Below are 15,303 nucleotides of genomic sequence, written 5' to 3'. Positions count from 1 at the left end.
TGCTGAATCGTGTATCCATATTCAGTTAATCATAGTTTTATCATTTGCAGGCTCAAAAAATTCTGACTATTTAAGCGAAAGACAGGTGATTATTTTACATGGTTGTAAGCGTTTACAAAAAAAGCGGGCTCAACTAGCATTATTTTGTTGGAAGAAGGGATTATTTTATCGGAGAGGTCTGCTGAAGCCATTTTTTGATCTCAAACAAACCGGACGCCATATTTCAGCGTCCGGTTGCTGCCGCGATTAGGCCCTTAGTCTGGATCCGTTTCAGTCACGAGCTGCTCCAGCTTTTTTTCCTGCCGGTATTCTCTTGGAGAGCTGCCGGTCTGCCGGCGGAATACTTTACTAAAGTAATTCGGATCGTGGTACCCGACTGCAAAGCAGATTTCCTTAAGCGGCATTGCAGATACAGCCAGCAGTTCTTTTGCTTTCTCAATGCGAATGGCAGACAGGTGTTCAATAAACGTGGAGCCGGTCACCTCCTTAAAGCGTCTGCTTACATAGGCAGGGGAGAGGTGGACATAGCTGGATACCGACTCCAGCGTCACCTCTTCCATGTAATGGCGCTGCAGGTATTCGATTAAAACTGGAACAGTCTCGGACTCAAGCTCCTGCAGCTGCAGCGCACGCTCCCGAACCCAGCTCATCAGCACACGTTCCAAATAGTCAGCTGCTTCTTCAGGCTCCTCCGGCACAGGTCTACGGTCCCATGCGAATACAGGATCACCGCTTCGAGAGCAGACAACGAGCATTTCTTCCATCAGGTGCGGCGTTGGAGCAGAAGCCGCCATCCGCAGCTCATTTGTAAAGTCGGTAATGAGTGTCTCTGCTTCTTTCAATTTACCGAGTTTGAACAAGTCGAAGAGCTTCGTTTCCGGAAGCAGGGCAGGTCGGTCCTGAACAGCTGGTATGGATGTAGTCAGAGCGTATTCCCGCTTTCCGGAAGACGCTTTCCGGCGAGCTTCCTTGATTAACGACGGAGCAGAATCCAAGTCTGTCTGCACGCTGCTCATGCCGGCGCGGACCGTCAGCTCAGCGGTTTCACATCGCCTGGAGATGCGGTCCCACAGCTCGCGGGCCGTACGCCGCGGATCGGTTCCGTCTTCTGTCGAATAGATTAAAATCGTCAGGAAAGGTGGTGACATGGGTCCATTCAGGGTCCGGGGGGTCGCAAACACCTCCTGCTGGACAAGCCCGTATACGCTGCGAATCGAGTCAGAGCGTATAACGAGGGAACAGACGGATGCTGCCCGTTCTCCAGTTACATCGTAGAGAGCTTCCTCAAAAGGCTTTTCCAGCCGGTCTTCTGCTGCAGAAGCTGTGAATTCAGTGGCAGCAAGCCGTTGCACCTGCTCCTGACGATCCCGGAGCTCCAGGTGATCCATGCGTCTTTTCCAGTCCTTCTCTCGTAAAGCAGTAACTTCAAGCAGCGTTTCATAAAGCTCGGACTCGTCGTACGGCTTCAGCAAATACTGGTGGACGCCGAGGGAGATTGCTTTTTTCGCGTACGAAAACGTATCAAAGGCAGACATAATAATGAAGCTGATATGAGGCTGCGTCTGACGAATCGCCTCAATGGTCTGCAGACCGTCCATGCCGGGCAGCCGGATATCCATTGAGACAATATCCGGATGAAGCTCTTCAGCCAGCTGCAGGGCCTGGCGTCCGGAAGAGGCTTCGCCGGCAATTTCAATGTGTGGAAACTGCTTTTCGATCATCTGTCGAAGCGCCTGGCGCTCCAGCAGCTCATCTTCCACCAGCAGCATGCGGTGCTTCATCGGTGATCACTCCTTTCGTCTCCAGAGGAAGGTGAAGCGTTATCGCTGTCCCTTTTCCTTCTTCAGATTGAATGACTACTAGATCAGGTTCATCAAACAAAAGCTGAAGGCGCTTCTGCACATTGACAAGACCAATTCCAGTTAAATGTCCATTCGGCGCGGTGCTGCCGCTGCCGGAATAAACGACGCGCTCTAACGCTTCCGCACTCATGCCGACTCCGGTATCCCGGACCGTGACAGCAGCCCCGCGCACGGTATCTTCTGCTGTAATATAAATGCTGCCGCCTTCCTCCAGCGGATCGAGTCCGTGAATAAAAGCATTTTCAATAAGCGGCTGCAGCGTCAGCACCGGCAGACGCAGATCAAGGTGGCTGGTACGAATATCGACCTCCACGGAGACACGCTCTCCAAACCGGGCCCGCTGGATATCTGCGTATTTCTGAATATGGTTTAGCTCCTCAGCAAGGGTGACCTTGGACTCGATCGGCTTTAAGTTGTAACGCAGCAGCTTTGAGATCGCAACAATCAGCCGGCTTGTCGCGCCAGCCCCCTCGACATATGCCATTTTAGCTGTCGTATTAAGCGTATTAAACAGAAAATGAGGGTTCATCTGATTTTGCAGAGATTTCAGCTCCATTTCTTTCAAAAGCCGCAGCGTCTGCGCCTGTTCAATTTCATTATCCTTTACGACCCGCTCCAGCCGCGCTCGTTCTCTCATTTCCCCAATCAGCTGCTGAAGATTATGCTTCATTTGATTGAATGTAGCGCTAAGGACACCAACTTCATCATTTGTGACGGGCACATCCTCCACCGTAAAATTGCCGGCTGAAATTTCGCTGGACTGATGAATGAGCTTTCGAACAGGTCGTAAAATCCGCTTAGACATGATGTACGTAAAAATAATACTCGTAAGGAACAACAGCCCAGCTCCGTTTAGTGCCAGTGTCAGCTGGGATTCCCGCGCTTCAAGAGCTGCTGCGTGCATGTCGTGATAATCGCGCAGCTCGGCATTGATGAGCTGAAGCGTTGTATCATTCAGCCAGGAGGCTACCTTTTCTGCCTCATCCCGGTGAATCAGGTGCATGCCTGTTTCCTGGCTGCGCTGCGTAATAACCGCTGCGTTCATTTCATGATTAAAATAAGCCAGCATGTGATAGTAGTTTTTATATAACGAAGCATCATGTTCTGCAGGCATAATTTCGGTGAACAGCGTCCGGGACTGTTCCAGTGCTTCCTGACTTTCACGAAGGGCATCAAGCTGCGGTTCTGACTGGAGCAGCAAATACTGCTCAAAGTGCCTGGCTGCCTCTGATGTATGCTGAGAGATTTCATTTAACACGAGAAAACGGTCCAATATGTCATCGTACTGCTCTGATGTCGTTTTCCCGCTCGAATACAAATACCACGAGATCGCGCCCATCGCACATAAAATCACCACGAAAAACACCATGAATTTCTGATGAATCCGCATGCTGTTCATCCCCTTCCCGAGCATATCGGAAGCGTTTTCAATCAGTATAGCCGATAAAAGATCGAATGCCCAGCTCCTTTGAAAAAACAACTTCCCGTCGAGACGGGAGTCTGATAAAATGCCTATATGAAAACCTTTTCATGACCACATACAAATGACAGGAGGATGGTGCTATGAGCTGGCAGCTGGTAAACAATGACCGCAATGAAGAGCAGCTTCTTGTGAATGAAAGTCTCTTCGCTCTCGGCAACGGATTTCTCGGAGTCCGGGGAAACTTCGAAGAAGGATATTCCGACGAAAAAAAGTCTGTCAGAGGTACGTATATAAATGCCTTTCATGATAGTACAGAGATTACGTACGGGGAGAAGCTGCACGCTTTTCCTGAGACCCAGCAGAAACTGCTGAATGTGATCGACAGTCAAACGATCCTGATGACGATCAATGGCAGACAGGTGCAAGCCGGAGAAGCTGTTACGATGGAGCGTACGCTTGATATGGAGCGCGGTTTATCCATCCGTGTTTTAAGCTGGCATGATGAAGAAGCGGGGAAAACGACCGTAACCTTCAAACGGCTCGTATCGTTTACGGTGAAGGAGCTGTTTGTTCAGCAGGTGGAAATTGAAACAGAACGGGAAGCTTCCGTTCACATTAGTATGGCCGTCAATGGAGACGTATCGAATTTTTCCGACCCGGACGACCCGCGTGTTGCGAGCGGGCACGCCAAACGGTTGACGATCGAACAGGTGGACGCAGGGGATATCCTGTCTGTAACGTGCCGCACGTATGAGAGCGCTCTTTCGGTTCACTGCTCATCGAAGTCAGCCATCAGCGTTCCAGCTGAAAGAACCGTTTCCAGCGGAGAGGGACGGGCGGAAGAAGCGTATTCGTATACGTCCTCGGGAAAAGCTGTCTTGACGAGATGGAGTATGTATACAGATACGTACCGTCACGGCGATCAGCTTGAACAAACAGCAGCCAGGCTTTTAAGTGAGTGCGGATCGTTTACCGAAGCAGAAGAGGCACAGCATGAATATTTGAAGGCGTTTTGGAAGGATACGCTGCTGGAGATTGAGGGGGATCCGGAGCTGCAGCAGGGCATCCGCTTTAATTTGTTTCATCTGCTTCAGTCGGCAGGACGGGACGCCGTCAGTAATATTCCTGCAAAAGGTCTGTCCGGAGAAGGATATGAAGGACATTATTTCTGGGATACCGAAATTTACATGTTCCCTTTCTTCTTAATGACACGGCCGGATACCGCGCGCCAGCTGTTAAAGTATCGATTTTCGCTTCTGAACGCAGCGAAGAAAAGAGCCAGGGAAGTCGGTCATACTAAGGGAGCTCTCTTTCCATGGCGGACGATCTCCGGAGGCGAGTGCTCGGCCTTTTTCCCGGCTGGTACGGCCCAGTATCATATTAGTGCCGACATTGCGTACAGCTTTATTCAGTACTACCTCGTTACCGGCGAAAAAGCATTTTTGAGAGAGTACTTGACCGAGCTGCTGACGGAGACAGCGAGACTGTGGATGGATACCGGTCATATGAAGGACGGCGTCTTTCGTATCGACGACGTGACGGGTCCGGACGAATATACGTGTATCGTGAACAACAACTTTTATACAAACGCGATGGCGCAGTATAACCTGAAATGGGCAGCTGCGTGCTGGGAGCTGCTTGAGGCGAAGGACGCTCAAGCCCTGAACCAAAAGCTGGAGCTGGAGGAGGGGGAGATTGCTGCATGGAAAGAAGCCGCAGAGCGGATGTATCTTCCTTATGACGAGAAGCTCGGGATCCATGCGCAGGACGATACGTTTTTACAGAAAAAAGTGTGGGATCTAGCGGCAACTCCGAAAGAAAAGTTCCCGCTGCTGCTTCACTACCACCCTCTGACGCTTTACCGTTATCAAGTCTGTAAACAGGCAGACACGGTCCTCGCCCATTTTCTGCTGGAGGATACAGCAGACGAAGCGACGATGAAGCATTCGTATGAATACTACGAGAAGGTAACGACGCATGATTCCTCCCTTTCCTATTGTGTGTTCAGCATGATGGCGGCGCGGCACGGAGACGTGGAAAAAGCGTACCGGTACTTTATCGAAACGGCCCGTCTCGATATCGATAACACGCATCAGAACACGAAGGATGGACTGCATCTCGCCAATATGGGGGGGACATGGCTTGCGCTCGTTTATGGTTTTGCCGGAATGCGTGTGAAAGAAAGCGGCCTTCTGTTCCGACCGGTCCTGCCAAAAGCATGGAAGTCGATGTCGTTTCGGATCCGCTGGAGAGAAGCGCTGCTCGAAGTCCAACTGGAAAAAGAACTGGTCCGCTATGAAGCGCTTGAAGGAAGTCTGACGTTTAAGCATCATGATGAGACGATCAGCCTGAAACTGGGAGATACAGAAGAGATACCGCTTCGCCTCAGCTAATCTGAACGATAAAAAGATCCGGCAGATGCCGGCTCTTTACAGAGTGTGGATAAAGTCATTTTAAGTGAATAACGTTGCACCTGCCTGCATCTGCGGACACTCGCTTTCCGGAGGGAACGGCCTCAGCTAACCGCTTCTTCCTTTCGTCCGCCGGATCTTCGCCTCGTTCTGATCCTCCCGGAGTCGAGTTTCCTCCGATTTAGCAGCTGGCTGTCGGTTGAAACCCTAGTGATGATTCACACGAGCTTGTTCCATCTAGAGGGAACCTTTCGTTAGGCAGCGCTTCGATGTCGAATCGGGATGAACGTCAACGTACCCACCAAAAAAAGCCGCAGCGTCTAGCGATTGGAACGTTTTTCTCCATCAAACAAATCCATTTCCCCTTTGTGTCCGGCGTGCCCGTGGAATTAGCGCAGCCTGAAGATCCCGTGCCGTTCAGATCTGCGAACGGCATCCACGCACGAGCGGAGCCGGACTGGGTCTTGAAGGCTTCTTGTAAGAAGCCTGTGTCCGAGTGAAGCCGTGCCTTTCTTCCCTTCATACTGGGTCATCCTGAGAAATAGCTGAAGGCAAGCCCACGGCAGGCTCGGTAAACAGAGGGGAAAGTCAATCAATCGAATAAACATGTAAACAAATTGACTTTATCAACAGCCTGAAAAGAGCCGGCAGATGCCGGCTCTTTAATCGTTTCTATCGTTTAGCGCTTGAGCGGAAGCAGGTCAAGCAGCTCGGGCAGCGATGTAATTTCATAGTCGGTTTCAATACCCTCCGGAAGCTGGTCATTGTCGCGATTCAGCCAGACGGACTTGATTCCGGCACGGTTGGCGCCCAGGATGTCAGTTTTCGGATTATCGCCGACCATCCACGTCTGCTCCGGCGAGGTGCCGGCTTTCTCAAGGGCATACTCGAACAGTGTCACGTCAGGCTTTCCTTTTCCAAAGTCGCCTGAAATAATAATGTGATCAAACAGCGGAGCGATTTCCGGTGTAATTTCGAGCTTCGTCTGCTGCAGCTGAGGCGACCCGTTAGTCAGGAGAACGAGAACAACTTGCTCCTGGAGCTGCTTGACGACATCAATCGCATCATCAAAGAGAACCGGTGAGCGTCGCCGTGCTGCAATGAAAGCATCGGCCAGCACCTCTGATGCATCCAGCTCATGGATGTTTTGAGCAGCCAGTGCTTCTTTCCATACGCCGAGCTGGTAATCCCGGATAATCGCGGCCATTTTGTTGAAATTGGTCCCCTCATCTTCAAATTTTCCCCAAAGTCCTTCGAACGGGTTGATTCCAATCATTTGCGTAAACTCGTATGTATCATAGCTGGCATACAGCGATCTTGCTGCTTGTCGGGCGTCTGCCTCCAGCTGGGCAGCATCTGCCTGAAAGAGCTCCTGCGCTTTGCGGCATGTCTCATCAAACGCAAGCTGAATGCTTTTTTTGTCCCATAAGATTGTATCATCCAAATCAAAGAAAACGGCTTTTTTCATCATCAGATCTCCTTCTTGTTATGGTTTTACGGATGTACCTAGTTTAGCGGAGGAACGCTTTTCTGTAAAATTAGAATTTATAAACTATTTAATCGGTCAGAGCAGGAGACCGCGAGTACAAAATCGAAATAGTGACAGTCATTCTATAACAGGAGGCTCGATAACTGATGGGAAAACGAATCGATGAGCAAGGATTGTTTACACAGCTGCTTCATGCAGGGCAGGTGCCAGATCCGGCTACGGGGTCGCGAGCCGTGCCGATTTATCAGACGACATCCTATTTATTTGAGGATTCGGAGCATGCGGAGCGGTTGTTTTCTCTGGCGGAGCCGGGTAATATTTACAGCCGGATTATGAACCCGACCGTGGATGCGTTTGAGAAGCGTATGGCCATCTTGGAAGACGGGGTAGGTGCGCTCGGTCTGTCCTCGGGCATGGCGGCAATTACGATGACGATTATGAACATCGCACACAGCGGCGACCACATTGTAGCGGCTTCTCACCTTTATGGAGGTACGTATAATTTATTTTCGATGACACTGCCGAAGTACGGCATTGATGTCACGTTTGTCGATATCACGAATCCGGATGAAGTAGCAGGAGCTATCCAGGAAAATACAAAAGCTGTTTTTGGTGAAACGATTGGAAATCCGGGACTGCACGTGCTTGATTTTCATACGATTTCTGATGTCGCACATGAACATGGCATTCCGCTTATCGTAGACAGCACGTTTGCGTCACCGGCAGTGTGCAGACCGCTTCAGCACGGGGCGGACATTGTGATTCATTCGGCTACAAAGTGGATAGGAGGTCACGGCACAACTATTGGCGGCGTAGTCGTCGACGGCGGCCGTTTTGAATGGAACAAAGATAAATTCCCTCACTTCCATGAACCCGATCCAAGCTACAATGGCCTTGTTTTCTCTGACCTTGGAGATATGGCGTTTATTTTGAAGCTTCGCGTTCAACTGCTTCGGGACATCGGCGCTTCGCTGAGTCCGCAGAATGCATTTTTGCTTCTGCAGGGGCTGGAGACACTTTCCTTGCGTATGCAGCGTCATCAGGCGAACGCCCTTGCTGTTGCAAAAAGACTGGAGTCACATCCGGCAGTTAACTGGGTGAAGTATCCTGGTTTGGAGGGACATCCGGCACACGACTTAGCTGAAACATATTTAGACGGCGGCTATGGAGGTATTGTGAACTTCGGCATAGACGGCGGCGTGGAAGCCGGAAGGGAGCTTATTCGGCACGTGTCGCTGTGGTCGCATGTAGCCAACGTTGGGGATGCAAAGAGTCTGATTATTCATCCCGCCTCGACTACGCATTTGCAGCTGAGTGAAGCGGACCAGCAGCGGTCCGGCGTCACACCTGACATGGTCAGGCTTTCGGTCGGTCTCGAGAATGTTGAAGATTTGTTTGCTGACCTTGATTATGCACTTGCGCAGGCTACAGGGCAGGAAGGACCGGAGATCGAAGAAGATCTTTATGGTGAAGCCGTGCGGGCTGCGGTCGCGTATACCGCAGAAGGACCGCGCCGTAAACATCTAGTCAGCCTTTCATCTGCTGTACAGTCTACGAAAAAATGGGAGCGGATCGGCTACCGGGTGAGCCGCGCAGTGGATGAAGCATCCTTGAAAGAGCTTGAAGGGCAGGAAATCGATTATGTGCATGCTCCTGAAAACAGTCAGGAGCTGCTGGAAAAAGCAGTCCGCTTCGTGAAGCCTAAAGGAGTTATCCACGAAGGACAGTCTACGCTGAACACGCAGCTGCCGCCGGAAATGCTTTCCTTTCTCGACAGGAAATAGCAGAACCCCCCTCTCTCCTGTATAATCGGGCGGGAGGGGGTCTTTTATGTTGAAATGGATCACTTTTAGTGTCGCCTTATGCGGAGCAGCGGCTGCCGTCATGCTTATTGCAGCAGCTGAGAGGGAGGAAGCGGACGAACAACCTGTCCCGGAGGAGCTGCAGCTTGCTGCGGAAGAAGGAGCAAGCGGACTGGGTCACGAGGAAGCGGTGATGCTGGAAGCGACAGAATCCACCCTGCCGGATCATATTCCGTCTTTTACATACATCGAAACGCCTGTTTTACGGGCATCACTCAGTGGAATGCGGGAGCATGACCAGTTTCCGTATGAGGAGCAGTATAGTGAGGAAACCGCCGTTATCATCCGCTTTCCTGATAATGAAGCGTTCATTTATGACGTTTATTTAGACCGTGGAGAGGGGGAGGAAGCGTTGGAGGCTGAAAGCAGTTCGGGCGGCGCTGTCATGCGAGTGGTTCTTCCGGACGGAATTCCGGAAGGGGCTGTGCTGATCGTTCGCGATCCTCTCGACAGAGAAAACCCTCCGCAGGCTGTGTTTCATCTTCCCGCGGAGGATGGATAATAGCTATTCCGGTTCCCCCTCCATAAAAGAGGGATTCGACTCGGCGATGCGTTCAAAAACGCGCTGTTCAATTTCGAAATAGAGCTGATTCCATTCTGATGTCTCTTCCGGAGTTACGCCGGCATCATCAGCTGCCTCATCCTGGATTTGTGACCATATGTAAGGCCGTGCATACTGAAATTCAAGCTGCTGGGAAGCGGCGGTGCTGCTGACTGCTTCAAGCTCTTCTACAAGGATGCGGACATCTGCTTCTTCGACGGGCGAGGATTCCTGTTCGCCCTCTACGTAGTCAAGAAAATCCTGTTCATTAAACGTGAATCCGTATTCTTCGGCTGCATAGTCGTGCCAGCCTTCCAGCTCGAGTGCCAGAAGTTCGGAATTGGACTGAATAGCATCCTGCTCAATGACGCTGTCTTCTGCCTGCTGCTGATAAATCGTATACAAATAGGCGTGGCTTTCAAACGCATCGTAGCTGAATGATTCATAGTCGGACGGGGTATACTCATCGAGCGCGTCCTCTGCTCTGGAGCGGTATTCTTCTTCCTCTTCTTCATCAAGTGATGCAGTACCGTTTTCTTCGGTGCTTTCCACGCTGATGGAGCCGCCTTCCGTTCCTGCTCCCTCGTCGGGACTGCTGTTTTCCTCCTGCACGGCCGTTTCAGAACCGGCACCGTTGGACACTTGATCGGACTGAATCACCTGCTGATCGCTGTCCATCATAAATAAAACAGTCGAGAGAACGAGGAGAATCACCGCTCCCGCACCTAATATAAATAATTTTTGTTTTTGCATGTACTCACCTCATCAGGGAAACTAAAAACCTTTACCAGTATACCATGTCCGTCGATTAAAGGGAGTGACTGACATAAAGTTGTCATGAGAACAGCTTCGATTCCAGTAAGTGAAACGATGGATCATGCTGTCATTGAAGGGGATATCTGACTGGATATCAGGACCATCTTTACCTTCTATACCCGTACAGTCGTCTGAAAAAAGCATAAATTCCATATAATGCGCTTTCAATATTCGCAAAATTCGGTATGATAGATAGTGTTCTAAAGTGACAGTAAAGGAGATGACGCGTTTGACACAAGTAAAACAGCTATGGGAAAAAGCATGGTACAGCCATGACCGCATCAAAGAACTGCTTTTGTTCCAAGCCCGTATAGGTGGGGACGGACCGAAAAGTGATGAACCAGGCCGAATGGCCAAGGCATCAGGAAAAATGACAGGAACGTACCGCGAACCTTCTCCGGACGGCCGGGATTTCACACCGAAACAAAAGGTCGGACTGATATTGGGACCGCTTCTTTTTTTCATTATTTATTTTCTGTTCCAGCCGGAGGGACTTGCGCCTGAAGCGCGGGGGGTCCTCGCAGCAACGGTCTGGATTGCCACCTGGTGGATCACCGAAGCGATTCCAATCCCGGTTACATCCCTGCTGCCGATCATTTTGTTTCCGCTTGTAACGGATATCGGCGTCGGTGATGTGACACCGAACTACGGGGACGATATCGTCTTTCTCTTCCTTGGCGGGTTCATCATCGCCCTCGCTCTGGAACGCTGGAACCTGCATAAACGAATTGCGCTCGGCATCATTTACGGTGTCGGTACGAGTACGAGCCGGATTTTGTTAGGCTTTATGGCTGCCACAGGCTTTCTGTCCATGTGGATATCGAATACGGCTACGGCTATGATGATGGTGCCGATTGGAACCGCCATTATTTATCAGCTTTCCTCGCTGGTGGATGATGATACAGTTAAAAATGCGGAACAGCAGCGTGATAAATTTGCCAAGAGCCTGATGATCGCAATCGCCTTTTCTGCTTCCATAGGCGGACTCGGTACAATTATCGGAACTCCGCCAAACACGATTCTGGCTGGACAGCTGAGAGAGATATTTGATTTTGATCTTTCCTTCGCGCTTTGGATGATGTTCGGTGTCCCGCTTGCGGTTGTCCTGATTATCATCGCCTGGGTTTACTTAATTAAATTTGCCTTCCCGATGGAAATGAAGCAGATTCCGGGCGGGCGTGAAGTTATTCAAAAAGAACGTCAGGCACTCGGGCCTATGAGCGGAGATGAAAAGCTTGTCGCCCTCGTGTTCTCACTGACAGCACTTGCCTGGATTCTGCGGGTTTACGTACTTCAGGAATATGTCAGTGAAAGCATTAACGATACGATGATTGCGATCACTGGTGCAGCGGTTCTCTTCCTGATTCCTTCAGTACGCTATCAGGGAGCCAAGCTGATGAACTGGGAAACAGCTAAAAATGTGCCATGGGGCATTTTGATTCTCTTCGGGGGCGGTCTCGCTATCGCCGGAGCGTTTGGAGACAGCGGACTGGATGTCTGGATTGGTGAGCAGCTCTCTGTTCTCGTCGGCGTTCAATTCTTTATTATCATTCTGAGTGTCACGCTGCTCGTGACGTTCCTTACAGAGATCACGTCCAACACAGCATCCGCGACGATGCTCATGCCGATCATGGCTTCGCTCGCTTATGCCATTGACGTGCATCCGCTTGCGATGATGGTTCCTGCAGCCGTCGCTGCCTCCTGTGCCTTTATGCTGCCGGTAGCGACTCCGCCGAACGCGGTCGTCTTTGGATCGGGTTATCTGAAAATGATCGACATGATCAAAGCCGGATTCTGGATGAACCTCATCTCTGTGCTTATGATTACGTTGTTTATTGTTCTGCTGCTTCCAATCGTATTTGGTATCGACTTAACCTCATTTCCACAGTAGCTTATCAAAGGCGTGCTTCTGAATTGTACGACAAATGATCACAACAATGGACGGCACGTCACTGAAAGACCGGCAGGGATGATTCCTGCCGGTCTTTCTGTTTGCCCGCAATGGTTGTTCTGGTTAAGGAGACTTCTGCTGCTGCGGCTTTTAAAGAAGCGCACAGCTGGATGGGTATACAGACTGCCCCAGTGGAGGCTGCAAATCCTCCGGCCGTCTGCTCGTTTATATTCGGATAATATTGTGTACAGCCGGCTTATGAAAAAGCCCTTCCGGGAATAGGAGCGTATGCAGGAGGCCCGACGCAGCAGTTGGTTGCGCCAGTTTCCAATATGTGTGATAGTGAAAAGCAGATAGAACGAAAGGGGAGGAACGGGATGGATGGTACTGTAGTGCTGGCGTGGACATTGAACACGGTTATCTTAATGAACATTCTGCTTGCCTGCTTTGTCATCTTCGTGGAGCGCCGTGATGCGGGATCAACGTGGGCCTGGGTGCTTGTCCTGTTCTTTCTGCCTATTCTTGGGTTTATCATTTACCTGTTTCTTGGCCGGCAGCTGAAAAGTGATAATTTTTACAACCTCAGTGTCGACGAGCAGACCTATTATGCTCATCATATTCAGGGCCAGCTGGAACGGCTTGAGAAGGACGAAATGGAAATGCCGCCAGCCGTTCGAGATAAATACCGTCAGCTGATGGAAATGAATCTGCGAGCGCCTAAATCGCTGATCGGGCTGACGAACAGCTTAATGATTCTTCATGACGGCCATCAAAAATTTGACCAGCTGATCGCAGATATCGAGCATGCGCAGTCTGAAATTAATATACAATACTACATTATTCAGCGTGACGCCCTCGGGCGGAGGCTGCTTGACCGGCTTGAAGAACGGGCTGCATCTGGTGTGAAGGTACGCCTGCTTTATGACGGGGTTGGATCGAGAAGCCTGAAAGAGAAGGATTTCAACGTGCTTTTGGAGCACGGCGGAGAGGTGCGAATCTTTTTTCCTGCGATCTTCGGTCCCGTTAATCTGCGGATGAATAACCGGAACCACCGGAAAGTCTGCATTATAGATGGTAAAATCGGCTACATCGGCGGATTTAACGTCGGTAACGAATACCTGGGCATCGATAAAAAGTTCGGCTACTGGCGTGACACGCATCTTCGCATGGAAGGGGACGCTGTCTCCTTGATCCAGGATCGTTTTATTCTGGACTGGACGTATGCAGGGGATAAGAAGCATCGGGAAGATGAATCGTTTGCGTTTGCTTCTCACAAAGTCCGTTCCATGAAGCCTGTGCAAATTGTGACGAGCGGGCCCAATTCAAAAACAGAGCATTTAAAAAACATGATGATTAAAATGATCATGAGCGCGGAACACGATATTTATATTCAGACCCCGTATTTTATTCCGGATAAAAGCTTTATGGATGCCTGTAAAATGGCTGTGACGTCCGGGGTAAGGATGCACATTATGATCCCAGGCGTCCCGGATCACCCATTTGTGTTTTGGGCCTCAAGGCTGTTTCTTGGAGAGCTTCTTCAATATGAGGGGGTTTATGTTTACTTATATGAGGAAGGCTTTCTGCATGCGAAAATGATGACGGTGGACAGTGAAATTGCCACTGTCGGAACAACCAATCTGGATGCGCGAAGCTTTCGACTTAATTTCGAAATCAATGCACTCGTGTTCGACAGCCATACAGCGATGACGCTGGAGGAATTATTTGAATCGGATAAACAGCGATGCCGCGTGCTCACCAAAAAAGAGTACGACCGGCGCAGTGCCGGCGTGAAAATAAAAGAGGGTATTTCGGGATTACTGAGTCCGATATTGTAGCCATGAGAGGAGGGTACAGCGATGCAGATTTACACAGCAGGAGTTCTCCTTGCAGGCGGGCGGTCAAGCCGGATGGGCGAAAATAAAGCGCTGCTCCGTATTAATGGCTTGTCTGCAGCTGCACATACACTGCGTTCGCTCCGTGTGACAGATGAACAGCTCTGTATTGCTAATGAAGCCGCATTAAAGCAGGAGCTGGACATTCCCGTCTTTGCAGATAAACGACCTTTTGAAGGCCCTCTGGCGGGTTTGGAAACGGCAATGGAACAAACGCAGGCCGTCTGGTGTATCGCTGCGGCATGTGATATGCCGCTCATCAGCGAATACATCGTGAAGCTGCTGGTGCAGCGAGCAGCGAAGACAAATGCGGATGCAGTTGTTCCGGAAGCGGATGGAAGAAGACAGCCTCTGCTTGCAGCTTACCGCTGTTCGCTGCTTCCACTGGTGACAGCATGCCTGGATGAAGAGAAACGGTCCATGGGAGCGCTGCTTGACAGCATAAAAGTTGACACTGTATCTGAGGCCGATATGATGGAAGCAGGCATAAAAAAGGAAACGATCACCCAGTCCTTTTTTAACATGAACAGGCCGGATGAATACAAATGGATTCGCAGGCGGGCAGAGGCTGAAGGAGATGTCACAGATGAGTGAACATGTGTTTAAAGATTTCTACCGAAATACGGTCACCTATTCTACAGAAAACGCGCCGTTTTCAGGCGATCCAAGACATGTCTGGGTCGTATGCCGTTATCGTGACAGCTGGCTGCTGACAAGGCATCCGTCCAGAGGAATCGAGTTTCCGGGCGGAAAAGTGGAGCCTGGAGAATCGGCTGACGAGGCGGCTGTGAGAGAAGTATATGAAGAGACAGGCGGACACGTTTCCACGCTTCATTATGTTGGGCAATACATGGTTGAAGGCAGAGCAGAAACGGTCATTAAGAACGTGTATTTTGCAGAAGTGGATCGACTTGAGAAAAAAGAAAGCTACTTTGAAACCGAAGGACCGCTGCTGCTGGAACGCCTTCCGCACCAGCCAAAGAAAAAAAAGAACTACAGCTTCATAATGAAAGATGAGGTGCTTCCCCTCAGTATGAAAGAAATTGAGGCGCGCTTTCTGAACGCAGCTTCCAGCTGACAGGAACACACATAAGAAGCCCGGACCGCCTGTTT

At 50.3% G+C, this 15,303-nt stretch carries 11 protein-coding genes; 7 read left to right on the top strand and 4 right to left on the bottom strand.

Annotated elements, in window-relative coordinates:
• Window positions 1-254 precede the first annotated feature (254 nt).
• The gene (locus ACFO4L_RS13660; RefSeq protein ID WP_377910234.1) at window positions 255-1,781 is read right to left on the bottom strand and encodes a response regulator transcription factor; all 1,527 of its coding nucleotides are present in this window, start codon (window positions 1,779-1,781) and stop codon (window positions 255-257) included.
• Entirely contained in the window at window positions 1,750-3,252 is a 1,503-nt protein-coding gene (locus ACFO4L_RS13655) for a sensor histidine kinase (RefSeq protein WP_377910233.1), read from the bottom strand. Before ACFO4L_RS13655 ends, ACFO4L_RS13660 begins: the two co-directional genes overlap by 32 nt.
• 173 nt (window positions 3,253-3,425) lie before the next feature.
• On the opposite strand from ACFO4L_RS13655, the gene ACFO4L_RS13650 reads away from it, so the two are divergent.
• Window positions 3,426-5,678, top strand: coding sequence for a glycoside hydrolase family 65 protein (locus ACFO4L_RS13650; RefSeq protein WP_377910232.1), 2,253 nt, complete (start codon window positions 3,426-3,428; stop codon window positions 5,676-5,678).
• A 697-nt stretch (window positions 5,679-6,375) separates the two neighbouring features.
• Here the strand turns inward: ACFO4L_RS13650 and ACFO4L_RS13645 are convergent.
• A complete protein-coding gene (locus tag ACFO4L_RS13645; protein ID WP_377910230.1) occupies window positions 6,376-7,164 on the bottom strand; it encodes an HAD family hydrolase in 789 nt (262 codons plus the stop codon).
• 167 nt (window positions 7,165-7,331) lie between these two features.
• Here ACFO4L_RS13645 and ACFO4L_RS13640 point away from each other — a divergent pair, with 167 nt between their 5' ends.
• Both ACFO4L_RS13640 and ACFO4L_RS13635 read left to right on the top strand, forming a co-directional pair.
• On the top strand, window positions 7,332-8,969 hold the full coding sequence (locus ACFO4L_RS13640) for an O-acetylhomoserine aminocarboxypropyltransferase/cysteine synthase family protein (RefSeq protein ID WP_377910229.1): 1,638 nt from the start codon (window positions 7,332-7,334) through the stop codon (window positions 8,967-8,969).
• Window positions 8,970-9,018: 49 nt separating this feature from the next.
• Window positions 9,019-9,549 carry a hypothetical protein gene (locus ACFO4L_RS13635; protein ID WP_377910228.1) on the top strand — a complete coding sequence of 177 codons (531 nt, stop codon included), beginning with the start codon at window positions 9,019-9,021 and terminating at the stop codon, window positions 9,547-9,549.
• 3 nt (window positions 9,550-9,552) lie between these two features.
• Here the strand turns inward: ACFO4L_RS13635 and ACFO4L_RS13630 are convergent, their stop codons facing one another.
• Entirely contained in the window at window positions 9,553-10,341 is a 789-nt protein-coding gene (locus ACFO4L_RS13630) for a hypothetical protein (RefSeq protein WP_377910227.1), read from the bottom strand.
• 283 nt (window positions 10,342-10,624) lie between these two features.
• On the opposite strand from ACFO4L_RS13630, the gene ACFO4L_RS13625 reads away from it, so the two are divergent.
• The 4 genes from ACFO4L_RS13625 to ytkD all read left to right on the top strand — a co-directional run bounded on the left by ACFO4L_RS13625 (window position 10,625) and on the right by ytkD (window position 15,268).
• Complete coding sequence (locus ACFO4L_RS13625; RefSeq protein WP_377910225.1) at window positions 10,625-12,295, top strand: SLC13 family permease; 1,671 nt, start codon at window positions 10,625-10,627, stop codon at window positions 12,293-12,295.
• A gap of 377 nt (window positions 12,296-12,672) precedes the next feature.
• Window positions 12,673-14,133, top strand: coding sequence for a cardiolipin synthase (gene cls / locus ACFO4L_RS13620; RefSeq protein ID WP_377910224.1), 1,461 nt, complete (start codon window positions 12,673-12,675; stop codon window positions 14,131-14,133).
• Between the two features lie 21 nt (window positions 14,134-14,154).
• Entirely contained in the window at window positions 14,155-14,784 is a 630-nt protein-coding gene (locus ACFO4L_RS13615) for a molybdenum cofactor guanylyltransferase (RefSeq protein ID WP_377910223.1), read from the top strand.
• Window positions 14,777-15,268 carry an RNA deprotection pyrophosphohydrolase gene (gene ytkD / locus ACFO4L_RS13610; RefSeq protein WP_377910222.1) on the top strand — a complete coding sequence of 164 codons (492 nt, stop codon included), beginning with the start codon at window positions 14,777-14,779 and terminating at the stop codon, window positions 15,266-15,268. The genes ACFO4L_RS13615 and ytkD overlap by 8 nt, the downstream gene beginning before the upstream one ends.
• Window positions 15,269-15,303 lie beyond the last annotated feature (35 nt).

The organism is Bacillus daqingensis, assembly GCF_042654445.1.
GTDB lineage: Bacteria > Bacillota > Bacilli > Bacillales > Salisediminibacteriaceae > Alkalicoccus > Alkalicoccus luteus.
Note: the sequence above shows the minus strand (reverse complement) of the source record. Positions and strands in the feature narration are given on the sequence as shown.